Source organism: Rhodanobacter sp. MP1X3, assembly GCF_014207165.1.
Classification (GTDB): Bacteria; Pseudomonadota; Gammaproteobacteria; order Xanthomonadales; family Rhodanobacteraceae; genus Rhodanobacter.
In genome coordinates this window covers 52235-73803 of sequence record NZ_JACHCO010000005.1, presented here as the reverse complement: position 1 = coordinate 73803, position 21569 = coordinate 52235, and the positions used below count along the sequence as shown (strand labels likewise).

Below are 21569 nucleotides of genomic sequence, written 5' to 3'. Positions count from 1 at the left end.
CAGAAGCCCTTCGCTCCGTTTATCGTCAGCGCAGGAGTGGCGCAGGCAGGAAGTTCTGCCGCCGCTACTCCGACGTCGCTCGGACGGTTCCGGGCGCTTACGTACAACGAGGCTGTCATGACCGAGCAGGGTTTCTCGCGCCGTTTCGAGCGCATCGAACGTCTTCCCCCCTATGTCTTCAACATCACCGCCGAGCTGAAGATGGCGGCGCGGCGCCGCGGTGAGGACATCGTCGATCTCAGCATGGGCAACCCGGATGGCCCCACGCCGCCGCATATCGTCGAGAAGCTGTGCACCGTGGCGCAGCGCCCGGATACACACGGCTATTCCACATCGAAGGGCATACCGCGCCTGCGCCGCGCCATCACGCGTTGGTATGGCGAGCGTTACGGCGTGGAGATCGATCCGGAAAGCGAAGCCATCGTCACCATCGGCTCGAAGGAAGGCCTGGCGCATCTGATGCTGGCCACGCTGGATCGCGGCGATACGGTGCTGGTACCCAACCCCAGTTACCCGATCCACATCTACGGCGCCGTGATTGCCGGCGCACAGATCCGCTCGATACCGATGGCGCCGGGCATCGATTTTTTTGCGGAGCTTGAGCGCGGCATTCGCGAGAGTATTCCCAAGCCGAAGATGATGATCCTCGGTTTTCCATCGAACCCGACCGCGCAGTGCGTGGAGCTGGATTTCTTCGAACGGGTGGTCGCCCTGGCCAAGCAGTACGACGTACTGGTGGTGCACGATCTGGCCTATGCCGATATCGTCTACGACGGCTGGAAGGCACCATCGATCATGCAGGTGCCCGGCGCCAAGGACATCGCGGTGGAGTTTTTCACCCTGTCCAAGAGCTACAACATGGCCGGCTGGCGTATCGGTTTCATGGTGGGCAACGCCGAGCTGGTCAACGCGCTGGCGCGGATCAAGAGCTATCACGACTACGGCACGTTTACGCCACTGCAGGTCGCTGCCATCGCCGCACTGGAAGGCGACCAGCAGTGCGTGCGCGATATCGCCGCGAACTATCAGCAGCGTCGCGATGTACTGGTCAAGGGCCTGCATGAAATCGGCTGGATGGTCGAGGTGCCGAAAGCCTCGATGTACGTCTGGGCAAAAATTCCCGAGCCGTATGCGAAGCTCGATTCGCTGGCGTTCGCCAAGAAGCTGCTGGCCGATGCCAAGGTATCGGTGTCGCCGGGCATTGGTTTCGGCGACTACGGCGATGACTACGTGCGCTTCGCCCTGATCGAGAATCAGGACCGGATTCGCCAGGCGCTGCGTGGCATCAAGGGGATGTTCCGGGCAGACGGTTTGCTGCCGCCGGCTTCGGCAAAAGCAAAGGTATCGCCATCGGTGTAGTGGCAGGTTCCCTGGAGCGAAACGTGTTATCTCAATGATGCGTTTCGCCACCGGTCGAATCGATCGATGGTGGAGCTTGCCGGCGAATGCCAAACCAGACGACAACCGAAGCGGTGACCAGCAGTCCACTGGAAAGCCACGCGGCCGCATGCATGCCGGGCACGATGTGAAGATCCCCGCCGGTCACCAGCGCACCAAACGCGGCGACGCCGATGGCGCCGCCCGCCTGTCGGGCGGCGTTGAGCACCGCCGAGGCGGTACCCGACCAAGCTTTTTCGACGCTGGCCAGGATCGCCGTCGTCATCGCCGGTACGCCCAGGCCCATGCCACTGGGGATCATCACGAACGGCGCCAGCATCGCCAGATAGCTGCTATGCGCATCCAGTCGCGTGAGCAGGGCAAAGCCGCAGGCACCAATCAGCGCGCCCAGCAGCATCGGCAGGCGGCTACCGTAATGGCCGACCATCCAGCCACTGATCAGATTGGCCACCACAAACGTGGCAGTCAGCGGCAGAAAGGCTAGCCCTGCCTGCGTGGCGGTGTAGCGACATATGTGCTGCAGATACAGGCTGAGGATGAAAATCAGGCCGTAGTAGGTCAGGTTCACCGCGATACCGAACAGCACCGCCGGGCTGAAATTCGGCAGACGGAAAAAGCTTAGCGGCAGCATCGGTTGCGTCACTCTACCTTCGACGCGTACGAACCACACGGTGCTGATCAACGCCAGCGCGAATCCACCCAATACCAACGGATGGCGGATACCGAGCGGCCCGATCTCGATCACCGCCGCGGTGAGACAAGTCAGTGCGGCGATTGCCAGAAGCTGTCCAGCCAGATCCAGATGCTGCTGTGGTTTGCGTGGTGTTTCGGCGACGCGCAGGGTCATCAGCATGCCGATCATGCACAGCGGCAGATTCACGAAAAAGATGCTGCGCCAGCCGAGCCAGCTCAACAGCAGCCCGCCAACAATCGGGCCGGCGGCGATGGAAACACCGGCGGCAGCCGTCCATAGACCGATGGCCTTTGCTCGCAATTTTGCATCGTGCGCGCAAGCATGGTTGAGCAGCGCCAGCGACGGGGGCACCAACAACGCTGCGCCGATGCCTTGCACGGCGCGCGCCGCGATCAGCTGGGTTGCCGTCTGCGCCGCGCCGCAGGCCGCAGACGCCAGCGCAAAACCGGCCAGGCCGATCAGGTAGGCACGCTTGGCGCCCAGTCGGTCACCCATCACGCCGGCTGACAGCAGCAGCACGGCGAACACCAGGCTGTAGGCATCCACCACCCATTGCAGGCCGGGCACGCTGGCGGTCAGATCAATGCTCAGTCGCGGCAGCGCCACGTTGACGATGGTGACGTCCAGCTGCACTACGGCGAAGCCGAAGCTCGCCGCAACAATGGTCCAGGCGATGGACGTCTGTCTGCTGCTGGAGATTGAGTTCACGGGTCAGTTCCAAACGGTGAAGCGGGTCTATGCATCGTCGGGCCAGTTTGCGTCGACCGGTGTCGCGCGGCTTACATCACCTTGCAAATCACCGCTTTCAGATAGCGGCCTTCCGGTACGTTGGTACGGAACGGATGGTCGGCGCCGGCGCCACGCACCTCAAGAACCTGGATCTCGCGCCCGGCGTTCAGCGCCACGCGGCGAAGCATTTCGAGGAAATCCGCTTCGCTGACCAGTCCGGTGCAAGAGCAGGTCAGCAGGATGCCGCCGGGTGCGATCGCGTCCATCGCCATGCGGTTCATCGCGAAGTATTTCTTCAGCGCATCGAACACCTTGCTGCGGTCGCGGGTGAGCTTGGCCGGGTCGAGGATCACTGCGTCGTACTGCTCGCCACGCGCCACCGCGGCACGTACCCAGTCGAAGATATCTGCTTGCTCGAAGTTCACCGTGACGTTGTTGGCGGCGGCGTTGGCGCGGGCGACTTCCAGGATACCCGCATCCAGATCCACGCCGGTGGCTGACAGTGCGCCAGCGGCCATGGCATGCACCGCGAAACCGCCGGCGTTGCAGCACAGATCCAGCACGCGCTTGCCGCGCGCCAGTTCGGCAAAACGGCGGCGGTTGTCGCGCTGGTCGGCGAAGAAACCGGTCTTGTGGCCAGAACCCGGTGCGGCATGGAAGCGCAGCTTGTATTCATGCACTTCCACGGCTTCGGGTACGTCGCCGCTGCGGCAATCGAATGACTCCTGCTTCTGCACATGCGATTCGGCAAACCAGTACAGCCGCGCGCCCGGAAAATGCGTGAGCAGCGCAGCGTGGATCGCCTCGCGAAAACGCCACATGCCGGCAGCGAAATATTCGATCACCAGAATGTCGGCGTAGCGATCGACGATGAGGCCGGACAAGCCGTCGCCTTCGCTGTGCACCACGCGCCAGGCATCGCTGACGTGATCGATCTGCAGCAGTTCGCGACGCAGGGTTACCGCGTTGTCGATGCGCCTGGCGATCCATTCGGCATCGATCGTCTCGGTTTCGTCGTTGCTCAGCAGCCGCAGCGCAATACGCGCATGGCCGTTCCAGAAGCCACGCCCGACGAAGCGGCCCTTGGCGTCCTGCACTTCGACCACACTGCCCGGTGGCAGTCGCGCCTCGGGCTTGTAGATCTGCGCTGACCATACCCAGGGGTGGCCCGGATTACGGTCGGACTTCAGACGGATCACGGGAAGAGTGGCGGGGGGAGCGGCTTGATCAACGGGCGTATTCATCCCTACATGATAGCGTGCGGGCGCGAACCACCGGCATTTGCAGTCAGGGGCTGCCGTTATCGAGTGTCGCTTCGGTATGGCCGTGCGGCGATGGCTGATCGTCCAGGCCCATGTTGACGAAGACGATCTTGTCGATGGTGAGAATGCTCTTGTGGGTCACCATATTGCGCACCTCGCAACGCAAGGTGATCGAGGTGCGGCCGAAGCGGGTGGCGTTGATGCCCATCTCGATCACGTCACCCTGACGCGCCGAGCTGACGAAGTTGATCTCCGACATGTACTTGGTCACCACGCGGCTGTTGCCCAGCTGGGCGATCACGTACACCGCCGCCTCTTCGTCGATCCAACGCAGCAGGCTGCCACCAAAAAGCGTGCCGTTGGGATTGAGGTCTTCAGGCTTCACCCATTTGCGGGTGCGAAAATTCATCGGCAGCATGTTTATCGCACATCCACTGGGCTAGTCAGAAGAGTTCAGCTTAGCTATTTGCAGTGGACTCGTTGCCGAGCTCAATCTGCTTTGAGCACGGCCAGTTCATTGCCGTTGGGATCAGTGAAATGAAAACGGCGGCCACCGGGAAAACCGAAAATCGGCTTCACGATGACTCCGCCTGCCGATGTCACGGCGGCCAGTGCCGCCTCCAGATCATCCACCGCGATCACCGGCAGCGGCGCGCGCGGCGCTTCAGCCATATCGCCCTGCAGGCCGGTATCGACATCGCCTGTCATTGTGCACGCGTAATTCGGGCCAAAGTCGGTCAGCTTCCAGGCGAAGACTTTCGTATAGAACTGCTTGGCGGCGTGCAGGTCGGCGGCAGGGAGTTCAATGAAACTGATGCGAGCCATTGGCATGCCTCGGTTGGAGTGGATGAGCCTGGTGCGGATCAGGTCGGACAAAAAATGTCTGGTGGCGAAGCGAGATGCCGATCAGCGCAACCGCAGCGCCAGCCATGACAGCAGCGCCAGCAGGTTGAGGCCGATACGCGAAGTGCCTGGACCGGCCAGCGCCAGCTGAAACCCCTGGATGCCGAAGCGCCAGTCAAGACCCAGATGCGGCGGCATGTGCAGGGTGGAAAATACGTTGACGAAGGCGCCGCAGGACAGCGCATAACTGAACATCGAGGTGGCGATCAGCGGCAGCTGCAGCAGCTGCGCCCAGCGCGAAAGCGTGATTCCTCGTTCGCTGTTGTCCAGCAACAACACACCGGCTACCAGTACAAACGCGAACAGGGCCAGCTCGATCAGCGCAAAGATGCTTTCGTGAGTCGAGTCCAGCGGCAGCAGTCGACGCAGCGCGGCTACCACGCCGTAAAAGCCACCGGCAATTTCAAGGATGCCGATCAGGCGGAAAAGAACAAGGCGCATGCGGAACTCCGAAAGGGGTGCGAAGAGTGGCAGAAAAAGCCGATGTTGCGGAAGCGTCGGCGCAGGCTGGTTTGCCGACGGTCATGCCAACTCATCAGCCAGTTCGTGCAGATCGGCGATGTGCTGCTCCCACCAGCGCGATTCGGCGGCGAAGGGAAACGCCGTGGGAAACGCGGGATCGTGCCAGCGCGCGGCGATCCAGCCGGCATAGTGCATCTGTCGCATGGCACGCAGCACGGGAATCAGGATCAGTTCGTCGTCGTTGAAATCCCGAAACTGTCGATAGCCTTCAAGCATCGCGTCCATCGTGCGCGCATCGCCGGCGAGCATCCACAGATCCTGCACCGCCGGTCCCATACGGGCGTCGTCCAGATCGACGAAATGCGGACCGTCGTCGGTCCAAAGCACGTTGCCGGGGTGGCAGTCGCCGTGCAGGCGCAGCTGGCGCAGTGGGCCGATCGCCGACTGCCGCTGCGCGATCGCGGCATCGAGCCGATCGGCGGCGGCGCGGTAGTGGCTTTGTAGTGATGTCGGCAGTAGCGATGAACCGAGCACGGCCTGCATTGACTGCCGCACCATCGTGTCGCGATCAAGCGTGCCGCGATGGTCGAACGGCTGGCGCGCACCGACGGCATGCATGCGCGCGATCAGCCGGCCCAGCCATTGCAGCTGATCGGGCGAGTCGAGCGTCGGCGCACGACCGCCACGGCGGGGTGTGAGTGCGTAACGAAAGCCATCGTGCAGCAGCAGGGTGCGATCGGCGAAAACAAGCGGCGCAACCACTGGCAGCTCCGCCGCGGCCAGTTCGAGGGTGAATGCGTGTTCCTCGACAATCGCCGCATTGTTCCAGCGGTTGGGTCGGTAAAACTTGGCGATCACCGGTTGTGAATCTTCTAGCCCGACCTGCCACACGCGGTTTTCGTAGCTGTTGAGCGCCAGCAGACGGCCGTCGGTCCACAGCCCGCAGGCACCAACGGCATCGAGTATGCAGTCGGGGCTGAGCGTGGCGTAGGGCGCTTCCTGGTTCAAAGTCGGCTCACAGTAGATGTGCTCATTTCACATTCGTCCCGATGACGCGCGCGGGCACTACTGCCATGGTTAGCCGCGATACGCATACCAGCGCGCCGTCTTCGTTCTCGATGCGGATTTCCCACACCTGGGTGGTGCGCCCCAGGTGCAACGGCCGGGCCGTGCCGGTGACGATGCCGCTGCGTACGCCGCGGATGTGGTTGGCGTTGATGTCGAGGCCGACCGTAAGTTCTTTTTCCGGGTCCAGCGTGAGCATCGCCGCGCTGCTGCCCAGCGTTTCGGCCAGCAGCACCGAGGCGCCGCCGTGCAGCAGGCCGAACGGCTGGTGCGTGCGATGGTCTACCGGCATCGTGCCCTGCAGCCAGTCGTCGCCGACCGCGGTAAAGCGGATGCCCAGCACTTCCATGGCAGTGTTGGTGTTCCAGCCGTTGATGCGATCGAGGTCGGTGTCCTGCTTCCAGATAGGCGTGATGGGTGTGGTCATCGTTGATTCCTGCGAGTCGAACCGCCATTGTTGTCCGCTGTCACCGCCGCGACAATGCATCAGGAAAATCCCGGGTGTTTACTGCCACGATCAAATCCTCCGGCCGCCAGTTTTCCGTGGCGACCGACGAGCCCGTACTGGAAGCGGCGCAACGCGCCGGCATCGCGCTGCCGTACTCCTGTCGTTCTGGTGTCTGCGGTAGCTGCAAGGCTACCTTGCTGTCTGGTGAATGTGCCTACACGCACAATCCGCCGGTAGCATTGACTGCGAATGACAAGGCCCATCACGCGGTGCTGCTGTGTCAGGCCACGGCAACCAGCGATCTGCTGCTGGACGTGCGTGAAGTCACCTCGGTGGAAGCCATCGCAAAACGTCAGCTCGATGTCATCGTGGCCGCGAAATGGCAGCTGGCCAGTGATGCGGTCGGGCTGCATCTGATGCCGGCAGCGGGCGAAACCGCACTCAACTGGGTGCCAGGTCAATACCTGGATGTGGTTTTGGACAACGGCAAACACCGGCCGTTTTCCATCGCCAACGGCCCGCAGGCGGACGGCATGATCGAACTGCACGTACGCCAGGCGGTCGGCGGCGGCTTTACCTCGTGGGTTTACGAAAGCTTGAAGGTCGGCGATCGGCTGCGCATCGAGGGACCGCTGGGTACCTTCGTGCCGCGCGAGGATTCCGAACGGCCGATGATCTTCATGGCCGGTGGTACCGGTTTTGCGCCGATCAAAGCGATCGTCGAGCACTTCATTGCGCTGGGCACACGCCGGCCGATGCACGTCTACTGGGGCGCCCGCAGTGCAGCCGATATCTACATGCCCGCGCTGGCCGAGAGCTGGATGCGAGTGGCGCCGAATCTGCACTTCCATGCCGTGGTGTCCGATTCGGAGCAGGCCGGAGGATTGCGCAGCGGGCTGGTGCACGAGGTCGTGCTGGCAGATCAGCCTGATCTATCCGACTACGACGTCTACATGAGCGGACCACCGGCGATGATCGAAGCCGGTCATCAGCTGTTTCTCGATGCCGGGCTACCCGAGGATCGGCTCTACTACGACTCGTTCGAATACGCGCCGGATGTGCTGGCGCAGATTCTCAACGGTCGGGCGGGGATTCATCACCTGTAGCGTGCCAGCGCAGTGCGGGGGCGGGTTCAGCTTGTGGATGTTTAGGTTCGCTGATCCACGAGGGCTTGCCGGCAACGCTCTTGTGACAAGTTTGACCAAAGACAATCAAGAGAGCGTTGTCTATTTCTTGCCTTTGGCAAGAGGCAACTGCGCTTGCTGCCATGCCAGCACACCCCCGCCCAGGGTATAGACCTTGGCAAAGCCGGCCTTGACCAACTGCTGCGAGGCCTTGATCGAGTTGCCACGCCCATCCTTGTCCATCACCACCACCGGTAGTTCGCGCGCCTTGGCCAGATCCTTGTTTTCGGGATCGAACTGGCTCATCAGCACGTGCTTCGCGCCGGGGACATGCATTTTCTCGAAGTCGAGCAGGGCCGACAGATCGACCAGTAGCGGACTCTCGCGGTTGATCAGCAAGGTCAGGCCGGCAGGTGTCAGCACCTGGGTCTTGCTGAAGAGTTCGGCGATCTGCATGACGATCAACGCCAGCAGCAGGATCGCGAACAGCGCTGACAGCGCCGCGTGGTTGCCGATAAATTCGGGCAGCTTGTGCAGAAAATCGTTCATCGTGGTTCCACAGCCGCGCGGAGCGCGCCTATCCGGGTAAACCCGCGATTATACGGGCAGTGCGGGGCTGGCAGGCGGTCAGCCTGTCGACAGCGGCAGTTACTGCTGCTGCGTGATGTCGGGCAGCCCGCTGGTCAGCCACCAGTGCTTGCTGGCTTCGTCGTAATGCCAAGTCTGGCGGTCGACGATGCTGCGCTCGGACTGGGAACTGACGATGACTAGGTTGATATGGACGATCTGCCGTACCTGATTTTCGCCATCGGGTACGGGGCCGTTGCCAGCGTCGTATCCGCTGACCTGTACCAGCTTGTAGCGCGCCAGATCGAGCGCGCTCGGCATATGTTCGGCGCGCGTCTTTGGGTCAAGAAATATTGCAGCGCTCTGGAAATCACCCCAACGCACCGCGCTGGCATAGGCCCTCAGCGTGGTGTCGAGTGTGTCGGCGCGTTTTTGCGTGGCGCAGCCGGCGAGCACAAGCATGGTAGCAATGGCGAAAAGGCTCAGTACACGGCGCATGGTGGATGGCCTCGTTGGATGATGGTTCGATCCGACTCAGCCTGATCGACTATCAGCGTATTCTGCCCCAAGCTGCGGCCGCCGTCAGTTATGCCACCCGGCGCTTGGCGACAAAGCGTGCGCACAGCGTGGCCGCTGGCTTGCCATGTTCGCCGGGCACCATGCAGACCACTTCGATACGCGCCTTGCCGCGGGCATCCAATGTGCGAAAGAAAGTGGCCCAGTCGGCGTGCGTGGACAGCTTTGCCTCGCTGCGGAAATCCCGCACCACCGGCGCCAGATAATGCACGCTGGACTCGCCAACGAACAGATCGCAGTCCTCGCCACGCTGGCGCAGCGCCAGTTCCACCAGCGCCCAGCCGTTCAGTGTCATCACGCTGACCAGGCTGCCGCCAAACGCGCTGCCCTTGTCGTTCACGTTCGGCGCGAGTGGTGCCAGCAGGGTGAGATGGCCTTCATCGCAGTCGCCCAGCCGGATGTCCATCGCCAGCGCCATGGGAATTTCATCGCGCATGAACTGCACCAGCTTCTTTGCTTGCCTGGCCAGGTTCTGCGTTGGGAGTTCGATGGTGCTCACGTTGATCAACAGTCCGTGGAATGGGTGAATACCCAATTGTAGGTAGGTAGCTACACTTACGGCTAATGGCAACGACCGGATGCGATGCGTAGATGCAGCGGCAAATTCCCGCAGGCGGCAAGAATCTGGGCGGCCGTACCGTGGTGATCACCCGCCCCGCCGGCACCGCCGCCGCACTGGCGCGAAAAATACGCGCCCATGGTGGCATGCCGATGCTGTTACCGGGGTTGTCATTACGCAAGGTCGCCGATGAAGCCAGCGCCCGCCTCGGTCTAGAGAAAGCGTTGACGGATGACGTGCTGATTTTCACCAGCCCAGCCGCGGTGCGTTTCGCGGCGGCGCTGTCAACGCTGAAAACATCAGCGATCGTGCTGACCGTTGGACAAAGTACAGCGCGTGCGCTTCAAAGGCACGGTATCAGCGCAGCGCTGGTGCCGTCGCGTCAGGATAGCGAGGGCCTGCTCGATCATCCCGCGTTGCGCGATTTGCGGGATCGCCGCGTTGTCTTGATCGGCGCGCCCGGCGGTCGCGGCCTGTTGGGTGAACAACTGAGGGCACGCGGTGCGCAGTTGCGTGAAGTGCACGTTTACCAACGTGCGGCACCACGGCTCGATCGTCGCCACGTCGATGCGCTGCTGCAGTTGCCCGTTTCGGCGCTGGTGCTTCTATCCAGTGCCGAAGCCTTGAATCATCTTTGCCATCGATTGCCGCCGCCGGCGCTTGCCAGGTTGTTTGCGGCAACGGCTGTGGTCAGCAGCGAGCGGTTGGCTGTGGCAGCGCGCGCGGCGGGTTTTGGCTGCATCGCGCAAGCCGCGTCGGCACTCTCGGCCGATCTGCTTGGTGCAGCTTCGCGCGCGGGCTGATTTTGTCCGCCTGATTGCATCGGCGTCCTTCACAAGGACTTGCTACGACCCTGAACACCGGGGCTGGTAGCATGGTTCAGAGATCAATGCAGACAAACCGAGTGAGAACGCCGTGCCCGAGAGCATTAACCCCGATTCAACGCCAGCCGGTCCGAAGCCAGACGATCAGAGCCCGACAAGGCCGGTACGTCCCGCACCGGTGAAACACGAGCCGAGTCCGCGCGGCGGCACGCTCGCCTTGGCCTTGCTGCTGGCGCTGATCGCACTGGGTGCTTCAGGTTACGTCGGTTGGCGCCAGTGGGAGCAGGCGCAGGTCAGCACGGTCGATAGCAGCAACCTCGCCTCGCTGCAGCAGCGGGTGGGCGCGCTGGAAACCACGCTCTCAGGCGTCAGCGGTGAGCGCACCAGCCTCAACCAGCGCCTCAGCGATGCCGACCAAGTCAACCGTTCGCTGCGCGAGGAGCTGTTGGGTCAGGCTGACCGTACGCGTAATCTCGAAGATGCGGTGGCGAAACTGGCCGAGAAGAGTTTGTCCGGTCAGGACGGCATGCTGCTCGACGAAACCGAATCGCTGCTGCGTATGGCCAGCGAGCGCTACACGCTGTTCCACGACGCGCAGGGTGCGGCGGCGGCCTATACGCTGGCTGATCAGACGCTGGCTGGGGTCAATGACGGCACGTTCTCCAGCCTGCGCCAAAGCATTGCCGCCGAGCGTGACGCCCTGGCCAAGAGCCAGCCCGCGAGTCAGGCCAGTTCGCTGCAGGAGCTGACCGAGCTGCGCTCCGATCTCGCCACGCTGCCACTGAAGGCATTGGACAGCCCATCCACGACGGCGCAAACGCAAACGGTCTGGGAACGTATCAAACAGGCGCTGGCCAGCGTGGTCAGCGTGCAGCGCTCCAACGGTGCGCCGCTGGCGGTGGCCGATGCGCGCTTCGCACGCGAGCTGGCATCGCTCGATCTGGCGCAGGCGCAGAGCGCGCTGCTGGCCTATGACGCCAACGCCTACGCGGCCGCATTGCAACGCGTCGATGTGGCGTTGTCGACTCAGTTCGATAGCAATAACCCCGACGTGCAGCAGGCGCGCGTCACGCTGAAGCAGCTTGGTGCGGCACTGCCGCCGAGCCCCCCGGTGCATCTGGGCGCTGCGCTGAGCGAATTGCGTAATCTGCGCACCGTGCATGCATTGAAGCCAGAGTCCACCGGCGCTGCCCCAACCCCGTCGAGCAGCAGTGCAGCACCGGCCAACGGAGCCAAGCCATGAAGCTGTGGCGCTGGATTCTGCTATTGCTGGTAATCGCCGCGTTGGTGGCTTTTGGCTGGCACTGGGCCGCCAACGATCCCGGCTATGTCTACGTGCAGATACACGGCTGGTATGCCGAGCGAACCGTCGTTACCGCTGTACTTACGCTGCTGCTGTTCTGGGCCGTGCTCAGCGGGTTGTGGTGGTTGATTCGCTGGCCGTTCGGCGCGTTTTCGCGGCGCCATCGGCGCGTGAGCCGCCAGCGCATGAGCGATGGTCTGATCGCGCTGGCCGAAGGTCGTCATGGCGATGCCGAGCGCGATCTCAACCGTGCATCGCGGCTGGACAGTTTTCGTGGCGCTGCCTTGCTGGCTTCCGCCGAAGCCGCGTCGCGTCGCGGCGAACACGCTCGTGCACTCGAAGCACTGGATCATGCATCGCAGTCTGCGCCGCAGGCAGCTCGCGTGTTGCGTGCTCGTGTGTTGCGGCGCGAAGGCAAGCCTGGCGAGGCGGTAGCGTTACTTGCGCCCGAGTCGGACAGCGGCAGTCTCAGCCCCGGCGGCTGGCGCGAACTCGCGCTGTCGGCGCTGGCCAGCGGTGATCTGCGCCGTGCGCGCCAGGCGCTGGAGCCGTTGCAGAAAAGCGCCGCGTTCGGCACCCGCGCCTACAACGCGTTGGAATCGAAAGTGCTGGTTGCCACGCTCAACGCATCGCCCGATGGCGCCGTACTCAACACGCTGTGGTCGCAGTTGCCCAAGGCACAGCGCCGCGTGCCTGTCATCATCGACGCCTACGCGCGGCGCGCCGCGGGTTTTGGATTGATCCTGCCGGCGATGGACGAAGTCGAATCGGCGCTGCGCCGCGAATGGTCGCCGCTCCTGATCGAAACCTACGGCACGCTCGGCAACAACGATATCGACGCACGCCTGCGCCGCGCCGAAGGCTGGCTCGACGCCCACCCCAACGACGCCAGCCTGCTGCTCACCCTGGGCCGCATGTGCCTGCGCCTCAAGCTGTGGAGCAAGGCACAAACCTATCTGCAGCGCGTGCTCGCGCTAGCGCCCAGCGCATCGGTGTGGGAGGCGCTCGGTGATCTGCACGCCGGTCAGGGCAACGATGCACTCGCCAGCCGCTGCTACCGAAACGCGCTAGCGTTCGCACGCGGCGAGGCGATCGAACCACTGCCGCTGAATCCACAGACCGGCAGTGTGGATACGCGTCCGATCACGATTGAAGAGCGCAGTGAGCTTGGAGTGCCGCGGCTGAGGGAGTGAGTGCAAATAGGCGCAATGGCCCGAATCGTAGAGCGTCCACTATTGACCTAGAGTGACATATCGGCAGTCAGAATGGGGCAAGCCACACAAACTGGGAGGATTGAATGAAGCGGCGATTGATTTTTCTGCTATGTCTAACTGTGCTTTCAATAACCGGCTTGGCGACGGCCGCGTCCATACCTCCAGCCGGACACATCACCGGTGTCGGCGGAATCTTTTTCAAGGCGAAGGATCCCAAGGCTCTCGCGGCGTGGTATCGCGATGTCCTTGGCATGCCCGTGGAAGTCTGGGGAGGTGCGGCACTTCGCTACGACGCGCCAAAGCACCCTCCCGCGCTGGCATGGAATGCGTTTCCTGCGGCTACGAAATACTTCGCGCCATCGACGAGTGGATTGATGGTCGACTACGCTGTAGATGATATGGATGCGTTGCTCGCGCGGTTGCGATCCAATGGTGTCAAGGTTCTTAAGCGTGACGACAGCGACGCAATTGGCCGCTTTGCCTGGATTTTGGATCCCGAAGGAAACAAGGTTGAGCTCTGGGAGCCCAAGCGCTAGTTTTTCTCAGGTCTGATTTCGACCCAATGCAGACCATGATGTTTCTTTAGGAGTCACTAACCGATTCGGCTCCATGCGAACTACGCTGGAAGCTAATTTCACGTGCGCAAGGGGAGTGCGATGTCAAACGGACAAGCTATTGCTTCGCTATTTTTTTGTACGCTTGCGGTCACGTTCTTTTCGCTGAGGAATTCGCGAACAGAGAGCCAGAACGAAGAATTGTTCAAAGCCACCGGCGAACTTAAATCGCCGCGATGGCTGGTCGTCTTGCTATTCGCGATGGCATCGTTCGCTACCCTCATGTCCGTCATGGTCAGTCATGGGCCTAGAGACCAAACTTGGCCGATGGCTCTGATCGGATTGTTTGGTCCTGTGTTTGTGTGTGTTCGCTCCTTCTTTGGTCTGCACTTGGACCAATCGGGAATTCATTTCGGTTGGCAGTGCGGTCGCTACACAGCATATGCGGATGTAGTTGAGCTTGAGAGAAAGTCAGATGGGCGCAACTCCTCTTTTATTCTCGTGCTTCGCTCAGGGAACAGGCTTCGGATTGGTAGTGATCTTCCGTGCGAGAAGGTTTTTATTGAAGAGTTGCAGCGACGCTCAGGGTGCTCTGTGAGTTATCGTCAGCCAGGCGGATGGGTTACTCACGTTCCGTAACCAGCTGCCAGCTTCGGCCCGTGAAGTTACAGTGCTTCGGTGTCCGCTTACCCAAAGCAGACGTCGGTTGATAGCCGAAAATGGACTCGGCGTAGTCGCTAGTCAACGGACAGCCTCAAGCTAAAGCGGTGTCAGATTCGCATACGCCGCCACCAGCCACTTGCTGCCGGCGCCTTCGAAATTCACTTGCAATCGCGCATGGCCGCCGCTGCCTTCGGCGCTAAGCACTACGCCTTCGCCGAAGCTGGGGTGGCTTACACGCTGGCCGAGTTTGACTGGGAGTTCTTCTTGCAGCGATGACGACGGCTGGTTGAAGCGGCCGGCGTAGATTGGACGGCTGACCTGCACGCGGGGGCGCACTTCGTCGATCAATTCGGCGGGTATTTCGCCGAGGAAGCGGGAGGGGCGCGCCAGCATCTCGGTGCCGTGCATGCGGCGCGATTCTGCATGCGTGACGAACAGCTTTTCGCGCGCGCGGGTGATGCCGACGTAGGCGAGCCGGCGCTCTTCTTCCAGTCGACCTTCGTCGTCGACCGAACGCTGGCTGGGGAACAGGCCTTCTTCCATGCCGACCAGAAACACGATGGGGAACTCCAGGCCCTTGGCCGAGTGCAGGGTCATCAGCTGCACGCAGTCGTCCCACTTCTCGCCCTGGTTTTCACCGGACTCCAGCGTGGCGTGCGACAGGAAGGCGGAGAGTTCGCTGAGCCCTGCGTCGATATCTTCCTGCGTGGGCTCGAAGCGGCTGGCGACGTTGACCAGCTCGTCGAGATTTTCCACGCGCGCCTCGCCGTTGCCGCGGCTGTCCTTCTCGTAATGGTCGCGCAGGCCCGTGTGGGTGATGGCGTGGTCGATCTGTTCGGCCAGCGTAAACGCAGCATCGCTGTCGAGGCCCGCAAACGCTTTGGCCATGGCATCGATCATCGCCAGAAACGCTTTCACCGCATTCTTGGCGCGGCCAGCGAGTTCGCTCGCGCCGGCCAGTTCGGTCAGCGCGGTTTCCCACATCGAGGTGTTGTCGGTGCGGGCGCGCTTGCGCAGGGCGTCGAGCGTGCGGTCGCCGATGCCGCGCGGCGGCGTGTTGACCGCACGTTCGAACGCTGCGTCATCGTGCCGGTTGGCGGTGAGGCGCAGATAGGCCAGCGCGTCCTTCACCTCGGCGCGCTCGAAGAAGCGCTGGCCGCCGTAGACGCGATAGGGGATATCGCGCTGGATCAGCTGCTCTTCGAAGTTGCGCGACTGCGCGTTGGAGCGATAGAGGATCGCGCAGTCTTTCGCGCTGCCGTGCTCGGCGACGTATTCGCGGATGCGCTCGATAACGAAGCGCGCTTCGTCCTGCTCGTTGTAAGCGGCGTACAGCGCAATGCGTTCGCCGTCGTCGCCGGCGGTCCACAGCTGTTTGCCCAGGCGTCCGCCGTTGCGTGCGATGACGCTGTTGGCGGCCTTAAGGATGTTCGATGTGGAGCGGTAGTTCTGCTCCAGCTTGATCGTGCGTGCGCCGGGGAAATCCTTCAGGAACTGCTGCACGTTCTCCACTTTCGCGCCGCGCCAGCCGTAAATCGCCTGGTCGTCGTCGCCGACGACGAAGACCTGCCCCGAAGTCCCGGCGAGTACGCGGATCCACGCATACTGCAGCGTGTTGGTGTCCTGGAATTCGTCGATCAGCAAATAGCGCCAGCGCTGCTGGTAGTGCTCCAGCACGGCAGGATTTTTCAACCATAGCTCGTGCGCGCGCAATAGCAGCTCGGCGAAGTCGACCAGGCCGGCGCGGCGGCAGGCGTCTTCATAGGCCTGGTAGATCTGCACAAAGGTGCGGGTGACCGGGTGATTGCCGTGCTCGACACTTTCCGGGCGCTTGCCCTCGTCCTTCCAGTTGTTGATCTGCCAGCTGGCCTGACGTGGCGGGAAGCGCGCATCGTCCAGGCCCAGCCCGGCGACGACGCGTTTGACTAGCCGCAGCTGGTCGTCCGAATCGAGAATCTGGAAAGTTTCGGTCAGTCCGGCTTCGCGCCAATGCCGGCGCAGCAGTCGATGAGCAATACCGTGAAAGGTGCCGACGGTCAGCCCCTGCGTGCCGCCCGGGATCAGCGCATCCAGCCGCGAGCGCATTTCGCCGGCGGCCTTGTTGGTGAAGGTGACCGCGAGAATCGCCCACGGCGGCACGCGCTCGACCTGGGTCAGCCAGCCGATACGATGGGTGAGCACGCGGGTCTTGCCGGAGCCAGCGCCGGCCAGCACCAGATAGTGGCCGGGTGGTGCGCAGACGGCTTCGCGCTGCGCATCGTTGAGCGGGTCGATCAGGTGGGAGACATCCATCCGCTCTATTGTAACGGTCCGCGTCGCTGCGGGCTGTCATTACGCATACGCTGCAAAGGCAACATCCTAGGAAAAACTGTCGATGGGCGGGAGTTTTCTGAGAGTCGAGCGTTCGCGGATTCAACGTTTTTTGCTGACAAACCCACCCACCACCAACAGGCCACCGACCACGATGCCTGCAATGCCCGCCCATTGCGGCACGGCCTTGGTGTGGGTCGCCTCGATCTTGGCGGACCCGAGCTGCACCAGCGTGTCAGTCTGCTTGTAACTGCCGTTGCCCAGCGTGACCCAGATGCCGGCGACCAGCAGAATGATGCCGACGATGATCAGACCTGCGCGCATGAAGCTCTCCCGATGGATTGAGCCACGAGTATGCCGGACGCCCCCGTGCACAAAAAGTCCACGGTATTCGCCAAATGACCGACAAAAAAAGGCCCCGAAGGCTAGGGGGAACCTTCGGGGCCGGCCGTCACGAAACCCAGGGGAGAGGTTCGTACCGGGTGGCGGCCCAGGGAGGTAGGCACGCCGGGGATGCCGTTGCGTGCATCCGATAGATTTGAACGCGACTTGTGGGGAAAGTTTCAGAGATCGAAGAAAAAATTTATTGACGGTTCATCTGATGAGAACTGGGGTGTTTGGGTCGTTATTGTGGATAACTTCGAATTCCCGGCGTGTCCCAAAGTGAACGGATCAGTGCGCCTCGTCCCAGTTGTCGCCCACGCCAACATCGACCAGTAAAGGCACCGCCAGTTCCGCGGCGCCGGACATCCGCTCGATCACGGCGGCGCGCACCACATCCACTGCGTCCGCACGCACCTCGAACACCAGTTCATCGTGTACCTGCATCAGCATATGGGCGTCGTCGCGGCCTTTCAGCCATCCGGCCACGGCGATCATCGCGCGCTTGATGATGTCGGCGGCGCTGCCCTGCATCGGCGCGTTGACCGCAGCACGCTCGGCGCCCTGACGCAGCCCCTGATTGCGTGAGGTGAGGTTTTCCAGATACAGCCGTCGGCCGTAGATGGTTTCCACGTAGCCATCGCGGTGTGCCTGCTCGCGCGTGGAATCCATGTAGGCGCGCACACCGGGATAACGCGAAAAATAGCGTGCCATATAGTCGCTGGCTTCGCCCCGATCGACGCCGAGCTGGCGCGCCAGGCCGAACGCGCTCATGCCGTACATCAGGCCGAAGTTGATCGCCTTGGCCGCGCGGCGCTGGTTGGTGGTGACATCATCCGGCGTGACGCCGAACACTTCCGCTGCGGTGGCGCGGTGCACGTCGCCGCCTTCGTGGAACGCACGCAGCAGACCTTCGTCGCCGGACAGGTGCGCCATGATGCGCAATTCGATCTGCGAATAGTCGGCGGCCATCACCTTCCAGCCCGGCAGCGCGATGAACGCCTGGCGGATACGCCGGCCTTCCTCGGTACGCACCGGGATGTTCTGCAGATTCGGCTCGGAAGAGGAAATGCGCCCGGTCGCCACCGATCCCTGGTGGTAGCTGGTATGCACGCGGCCGGTGCGCGGGTTGACGATGCCGGACAGCTTGTCGGTATAGGTGGAGCGCAGCTTGGCCAGGCCGCGATAGTCCAGGATCAGTCGCGGCAGCTCGTGCGTATCGGCAATGGCCTCCAGCGCTTCCTCGTTGGTGGATGGCTGGCCAGTCGGCGTTTTCAGTTTCGCCTGCAGGCCGAGTTCATCGAACAGCACAGCCTGCAACTGCTTGGGCGAATCGAGGTTGAATTCATGCCCGGCCAGCTTGTACGACTGCTGCTGCAGTTCCAGCATGCGCTTGCCCAGCTGCTGGCTCTGCCTGCGCAGCTCGTCGCCGTCGATCAGCACGCCGCGACGCTCCATCTCGGCCAGCACCGGCACCAGCGGGATTTCGATGTCCTGATACACCGCGCGCAGCTTGGGTTCGCTTTCCAGCTTCGGCCATAGCGCGTGATGCAGGCGCAGGGTGACATCGGCATCTTCGGCGGCATAGCGGCAGGCGGTATCCAGATCCACCTGCGAAAATGAGATCTGCTTGGCGCCCTTGCCTGCGACCTGCTCGTACTTGATGGTTTCGTAACCAAGGTACAGCCGCGCCAGTGAATCCATGTCATGTCGCGTGGCGGTGGCATTCCACACATAGGATTCGAGCATCGAGTCGTGCTTCAGGCCTTGCACGGCAATGCCGTAATGGCTCAGCACGTTGATGTCGTATTTGGCGTGCTGGCCGAGCTTGGGCTTGTCCGCATCCTCAAAGATGGGTTTGAGCGCCGCGAGCACGGCATCGCGTGGTAACTGCGCCGGTGTGCCCGGGTAATCGTGACCGAGCGGGATATAGCAGGCCTTGCCCAGTTCCACCGCCAGGCTGACGCCGACGATTTCCGCGCGCATCGCGTCGATGCTGGTGGTCTCGGTATCGAAGGCGATCAGCTCGGCGGCCTGCAGTTTTTTCAGCCATGCATCGAACTGATCTTGCGTGGTGACCAGTTCGTATTCGCCCGGTGCTGATAGCGAAGCGTCGATGATTTCATTGGTAACAGTCGTGCCTGGAGCCACCGCGGCGCCACTTGCCGCGCTGTCCGCTGCTCGTTGCCCGTCGGGCCCGGTCGGATAGGTTGGCGATGCCTGCTCAGCCGCATCCAGATCCTTCAGCGCGGCCTTGAATCCATACCGTGTATAAAGCTCCCGCAATTGCGACGTATCCGCCTCACGTTGGGCCAGATCGGTCGGGCCAACATCCAGCGGCACGTCCAGCTTGATCGTCACCAGTTCGCGTGATAACGGCAGCTGTGGGAGCGCAGCGCGCAGGCTCTCGCCGATCTTGCCGCCGATTTTGTCGGCGTTGGCGATTACGCCATCCAGTGTGTTGTATTCGGCCAGCCACTTGGCGGCGGTCTTCGGGCCGCACTTGGGCACGCCTGGCACGTTGTCGACGGTGTCGCCGGTGAGCGTCAGAAAGTCGATGATCTGCTCCGGCCGCACGCCGAATTTTTCCATCACGCCGTCGATGTCGGTGACGGTATTGCTCATGGTGTTGATCAGGGTGACGTGCGAGCTGACCAGCTGGGCCAGATCCTTGTCACCGGTGGAGATCAGCACCTCGATGCCGAGCGCTTGCGCCTGTGTGGCCAGCGTGCCGATCACGTCGTCGGCCTCCACGCCAGGCTCGCGCAGGATCGGGAAGCCCAACGCCCCCACGATCGCCAGCATCGGCTCGATCTGCGCGCGCAAGTCGTCAGGCATGGGCGGACGATTGGCCTTGTACTGGTCGTAAAGCGCATCGCGGAACGTAGGGCCGGATGCATCGCTGACGAAGGCCAGATAGTCGGGCTTGGCCTTCAGCGTGGCGCGCAGCATGTTGACCACGCCGAACAGCGCGCCGGTGGGCTCGCCGTGGTCGTTGGTCAGCGGCGGCAGCGCATGAAACGCACGGTAAAGGTAGGACGAACCGTCGATAAGAATGAGTTTGGCCATATCCCATTCTCGCATGCGTGCGTGATCCATCGTGTTTCACAGTCGGTCAGCAGAGGCACTGCTATTCTCTGACACCCAACCTGAGGTTGCCGCCATGAAATCCGCCACTCTGCTTGTTGCCGCAAGCTTTCTCCTTGCTTCAGGTCTCGCTGCTTCCGGCGCATATGCCCAGTCGGCGGCACCGGCAACCAGCGTGCTGCCGCCGCCCGGCATGAATGATCCCGGTGTCAGTCAGCTGCCGCCACCACCGAAGGTTCCTTCCGTGCCCGCAACGAAATCAGCCGGTGGCCAGAATCTGCCTGCGATGCAGGACTCTGGAACGGCCAGCGACGGCAAGCACATGACCTTGCCGGATGTCAGCTCGCATCAGGAAGGCGAAAATGAAGTCGAGGAATACCGCCGCAGCGGGATGCTCTACATGGTGGTAGTGACGCCAAAGAATGGTATTCCGCAGAGCTATACGGTCGATCCGGATGGCACCCGGCATATGCAGACCGGCGAAGCGCCAGTGCATCCGGCGATGTACAAGGTGCTGGAGTGGGGCAAGAGCAAGCCGGCTGAAGCAAGCTCTTCTGACTCGGCGACCGATGGCGGCTGAGGCGAATCGCTGAAGCAATCATTGATGGGGTAGCAGCGTGGTGCAATGGCTGACCGCTTGCTTTGAGCTCGGCGGTGTTCGCCGCCGTGGCGGCAATATTGATTGTTGCGCGTGATGCGGTGATTGCGCTGTCCTGAAATGAATTCAACGCGTCGAGTCGAGTTCGGCGTAGTGGCGAAAGATGCCATCTTCATTGAAGGCCACTCGCCGCGGCGATGCCAGATAGAGCGCCATTTTCGGTCGCTCCGCCACCCGCTCGGCGAGTGAGTGCAAATGCGGCAGCTTGCGCCGCAGCTTTCGCATCGCGTGCGGGAATGCGTAGTGCAGTCCGCTCATGATCTGGAACAGCGACAGGTCGACATAGGAGTGTGCGGCCAGGGCTTGCCGACCGTTACCGCGCGCCAGCACGTCCTCGAAATAGCCGAGGAATTTTGGTAAACGATTCTCGTGAAAATCATCGGCGCGGCGCTTGGCTTCGGCGCGTTGATCCTTGTAGTAAAGGCCGCTGGCGATCGGGTGATGCGTGTCGTGCACTTCGGTAACCAGGTCTGCAATGGTTAGCTGCAGCTGATTCGCATAGTGCTGCGCTGCCGCTCCCGCCGGCGCCAGTTTCAGTTTTGGGCCGAGATAGAAAAGAATTGCCGCCGTCTGCGCGATCACTGTGCGGCCAACTTTCAGAAAGGGCGGTGCAAACGGCAGTGCGCCGGGATGTTCGCCCTGCAGAAACGGCATGATCACGCCGTCGCCTTTCTCACGGGCGACATCGACATAGTCGGCGCCAGCGTCCTCCAATGCCAGTCGTATGAACTCGCCGCGTCCCTGGATACCGGTCCAGTAGTAAAGCTGATAGCGCATGACGATCTCCA

The 21569-nt window shown here is 62.2% G+C and carries 22 protein-coding genes; 7 read left to right on the top strand and 15 right to left on the bottom strand.

The features are described 5' to 3' along the window. Positions 1–117 precede the first annotated feature (117 nt). Positions 118–1359: an alanine transaminase gene (gene alaC / locus HDE79_RS14110; protein WP_184602623.1), complete on the top strand. Its 1242-nt coding sequence runs from the start codon at positions 118–120 to the stop codon at positions 1357–1359. A gap of 31 nt (positions 1360–1390) precedes the next feature. Here the strand turns inward: alaC and HDE79_RS14105 are convergent, their stop codons facing one another. The 7 genes from HDE79_RS14105 to HDE79_RS14075 all read right to left on the bottom strand — a co-directional run bounded on the left by HDE79_RS14105 (position 1391) and on the right by HDE79_RS14075 (position 6940). Beyond that, positions 1391–2800: an MFS transporter gene (locus tag HDE79_RS14105; protein ID WP_221440174.1), complete on the bottom strand. Its 1410-nt coding sequence runs from the start codon at positions 2798–2800 to the stop codon at positions 1391–1393. A gap of 71 nt (positions 2801–2871) precedes the next feature. After that, on the bottom strand, positions 2872–4065 hold the full coding sequence (locus HDE79_RS14100) for a class I SAM-dependent rRNA methyltransferase (RefSeq protein WP_184602622.1): 1194 nt from the start codon (positions 4063–4065) through the stop codon (positions 2872–2874). A gap of 43 nt (positions 4066–4108) precedes the next feature. Next, positions 4109–4492: a hotdog domain-containing protein gene (locus tag HDE79_RS14095; RefSeq protein WP_184602621.1), complete on the bottom strand. Its 384-nt coding sequence runs from the start codon at positions 4490–4492 to the stop codon at positions 4109–4111. Between the two features lie 80 nt (positions 4493–4572). Next, positions 4573–4908 carry a VOC family protein gene (locus tag HDE79_RS14090; RefSeq protein WP_184602620.1) on the bottom strand — a complete coding sequence of 112 codons (336 nt, stop codon included), beginning with the start codon at positions 4906–4908 and terminating at the stop codon, positions 4573–4575. An 81-nt stretch (positions 4909–4989) separates the two neighbouring features. Next, on the bottom strand, positions 4990–5427 hold the full coding sequence (locus HDE79_RS14085) for a hypothetical protein (protein ID WP_184602619.1): 438 nt from the start codon (positions 5425–5427) through the stop codon (positions 4990–4992). 81 nt (positions 5428–5508) lie between these two features. Beyond that, positions 5509–6456: a serine/threonine protein kinase gene (locus tag HDE79_RS14080; RefSeq protein WP_184602618.1), complete on the bottom strand. Its 948-nt coding sequence runs from the start codon at positions 6454–6456 to the stop codon at positions 5509–5511. A 22-nt stretch (positions 6457–6478) separates the two neighbouring features. After that, complete coding sequence (locus tag HDE79_RS14075) at positions 6479–6940, bottom strand: hotdog fold thioesterase (protein WP_184602617.1); 462 nt, start codon at positions 6938–6940, stop codon at positions 6479–6481. A 74-nt stretch (positions 6941–7014) separates the two neighbouring features. On the opposite strand from HDE79_RS14075, the gene HDE79_RS14070 reads away from it, so the two are divergent. Beyond that, positions 7015–8067: a 2Fe-2S iron-sulfur cluster-binding protein gene (locus tag HDE79_RS14070; RefSeq protein ID WP_184602616.1), complete on the top strand. Its 1053-nt coding sequence runs from the start codon at positions 7015–7017 to the stop codon at positions 8065–8067. A 120-nt stretch (positions 8068–8187) separates the two neighbouring features. Here HDE79_RS14070 and HDE79_RS14065 read toward each other — a convergent pair whose 3' ends face one another. The 3 genes from HDE79_RS14065 to HDE79_RS14055 form a co-directional block, all read right to left on the bottom strand. Next, complete coding sequence (locus HDE79_RS14065; RefSeq protein WP_184602615.1) at positions 8188–8634, bottom strand: rhodanese-like domain-containing protein; 447 nt, start codon at positions 8632–8634, stop codon at positions 8188–8190. Between the two features lie 99 nt (positions 8635–8733). After that, the gene (locus HDE79_RS14060) at positions 8734–9150 is read right to left on the bottom strand and encodes a hypothetical protein (RefSeq protein ID WP_184602614.1); all 417 of its coding nucleotides are present in this window, start codon (positions 9148–9150) and stop codon (positions 8734–8736) included. Between the two features lie 88 nt (positions 9151–9238). Then, a complete protein-coding gene (locus HDE79_RS14055; RefSeq protein WP_184603030.1) occupies positions 9239–9718 on the bottom strand; it encodes a YiiD C-terminal domain-containing protein in 480 nt (159 codons plus the stop codon). 101 nt (positions 9719–9819) lie between these two features. On the opposite strand from HDE79_RS14055, the gene HDE79_RS14050 reads away from it, so the two are divergent. The 4 genes from HDE79_RS14050 (at position 9820) to HDE79_RS14035 (ending at position 13664) form a co-directional block, all read left to right on the top strand. Next, positions 9820–10590, top strand: coding sequence for a uroporphyrinogen-III synthase (locus HDE79_RS14050; protein ID WP_184602613.1), 771 nt, complete (start codon positions 9820–9822; stop codon positions 10588–10590). A 112-nt stretch (positions 10591–10702) separates the two neighbouring features. Next, the gene (locus tag HDE79_RS14045) at positions 10703–11854 is read left to right on the top strand and encodes a uroporphyrinogen-III C-methyltransferase (RefSeq protein ID WP_343205969.1); all 1152 of its coding nucleotides are present in this window, start codon (positions 10703–10705) and stop codon (positions 11852–11854) included. Next, positions 11851–13107, top strand: a complete 1257-nt coding sequence (locus tag HDE79_RS14040; RefSeq protein ID WP_184602612.1) for a heme biosynthesis HemY N-terminal domain-containing protein — start codon at positions 11851–11853, stop codon at positions 13105–13107. Before HDE79_RS14045 ends, HDE79_RS14040 begins: the two co-directional genes overlap by 4 nt. Before the next feature lie 104 nt (positions 13108–13211). Next, on the top strand, positions 13212–13664 hold the full coding sequence (locus HDE79_RS14035; protein WP_184602611.1) for a VOC family protein: 453 nt from the start codon (positions 13212–13214) through the stop codon (positions 13662–13664). A gap of 98 nt (positions 13665–13762) precedes the next feature. Here HDE79_RS14035 and HDE79_RS14030 read toward each other — a convergent pair whose 3' ends face one another. The 4 genes from HDE79_RS14030 to polA all read right to left on the bottom strand — a co-directional run bounded on the left by HDE79_RS14030 (position 13763) and on the right by polA (position 20105). Further along, positions 13763–13975, bottom strand: a complete 213-nt coding sequence (locus HDE79_RS14030) for a hypothetical protein (RefSeq protein WP_184602610.1) — start codon at positions 13973–13975, stop codon at positions 13763–13765. 466 nt (positions 13976–14441) lie between these two features. Continuing rightward, the gene (gene uvrD / locus HDE79_RS14025; protein WP_184602609.1) at positions 14442–16637 is read right to left on the bottom strand and encodes a DNA helicase II; all 2196 of its coding nucleotides are present in this window, start codon (positions 16635–16637) and stop codon (positions 14442–14444) included. A gap of 120 nt (positions 16638–16757) precedes the next feature. Next, entirely contained in the window at positions 16758–16979 is a 222-nt protein-coding gene (locus tag HDE79_RS14020) for a hypothetical protein (RefSeq protein ID WP_184602608.1), read from the bottom strand. A 348-nt stretch (positions 16980–17327) separates the two neighbouring features. Continuing rightward, the gene (gene polA / locus HDE79_RS14015) at positions 17328–20105 is read right to left on the bottom strand and encodes a DNA polymerase I (RefSeq protein WP_184602607.1); all 2778 of its coding nucleotides are present in this window, start codon (positions 20103–20105) and stop codon (positions 17328–17330) included. A gap of 94 nt (positions 20106–20199) precedes the next feature. On the opposite strand from polA, the gene HDE79_RS14010 reads away from it, so the two are divergent. Next, the gene (locus HDE79_RS14010) at positions 20200–20703 is read left to right on the top strand and encodes a DUF2782 domain-containing protein (RefSeq protein ID WP_184602606.1); all 504 of its coding nucleotides are present in this window, start codon (positions 20200–20202) and stop codon (positions 20701–20703) included. Positions 20704–20847: 144 nt separating this feature from the next. Here HDE79_RS14010 and HDE79_RS14005 read toward each other — a convergent pair whose 3' ends face one another. Further along, entirely contained in the window at positions 20848–21558 is a 711-nt protein-coding gene (locus tag HDE79_RS14005) for a glutathione S-transferase (RefSeq protein ID WP_184602605.1), read from the bottom strand. Positions 21559–21569 lie beyond the last annotated feature (11 nt).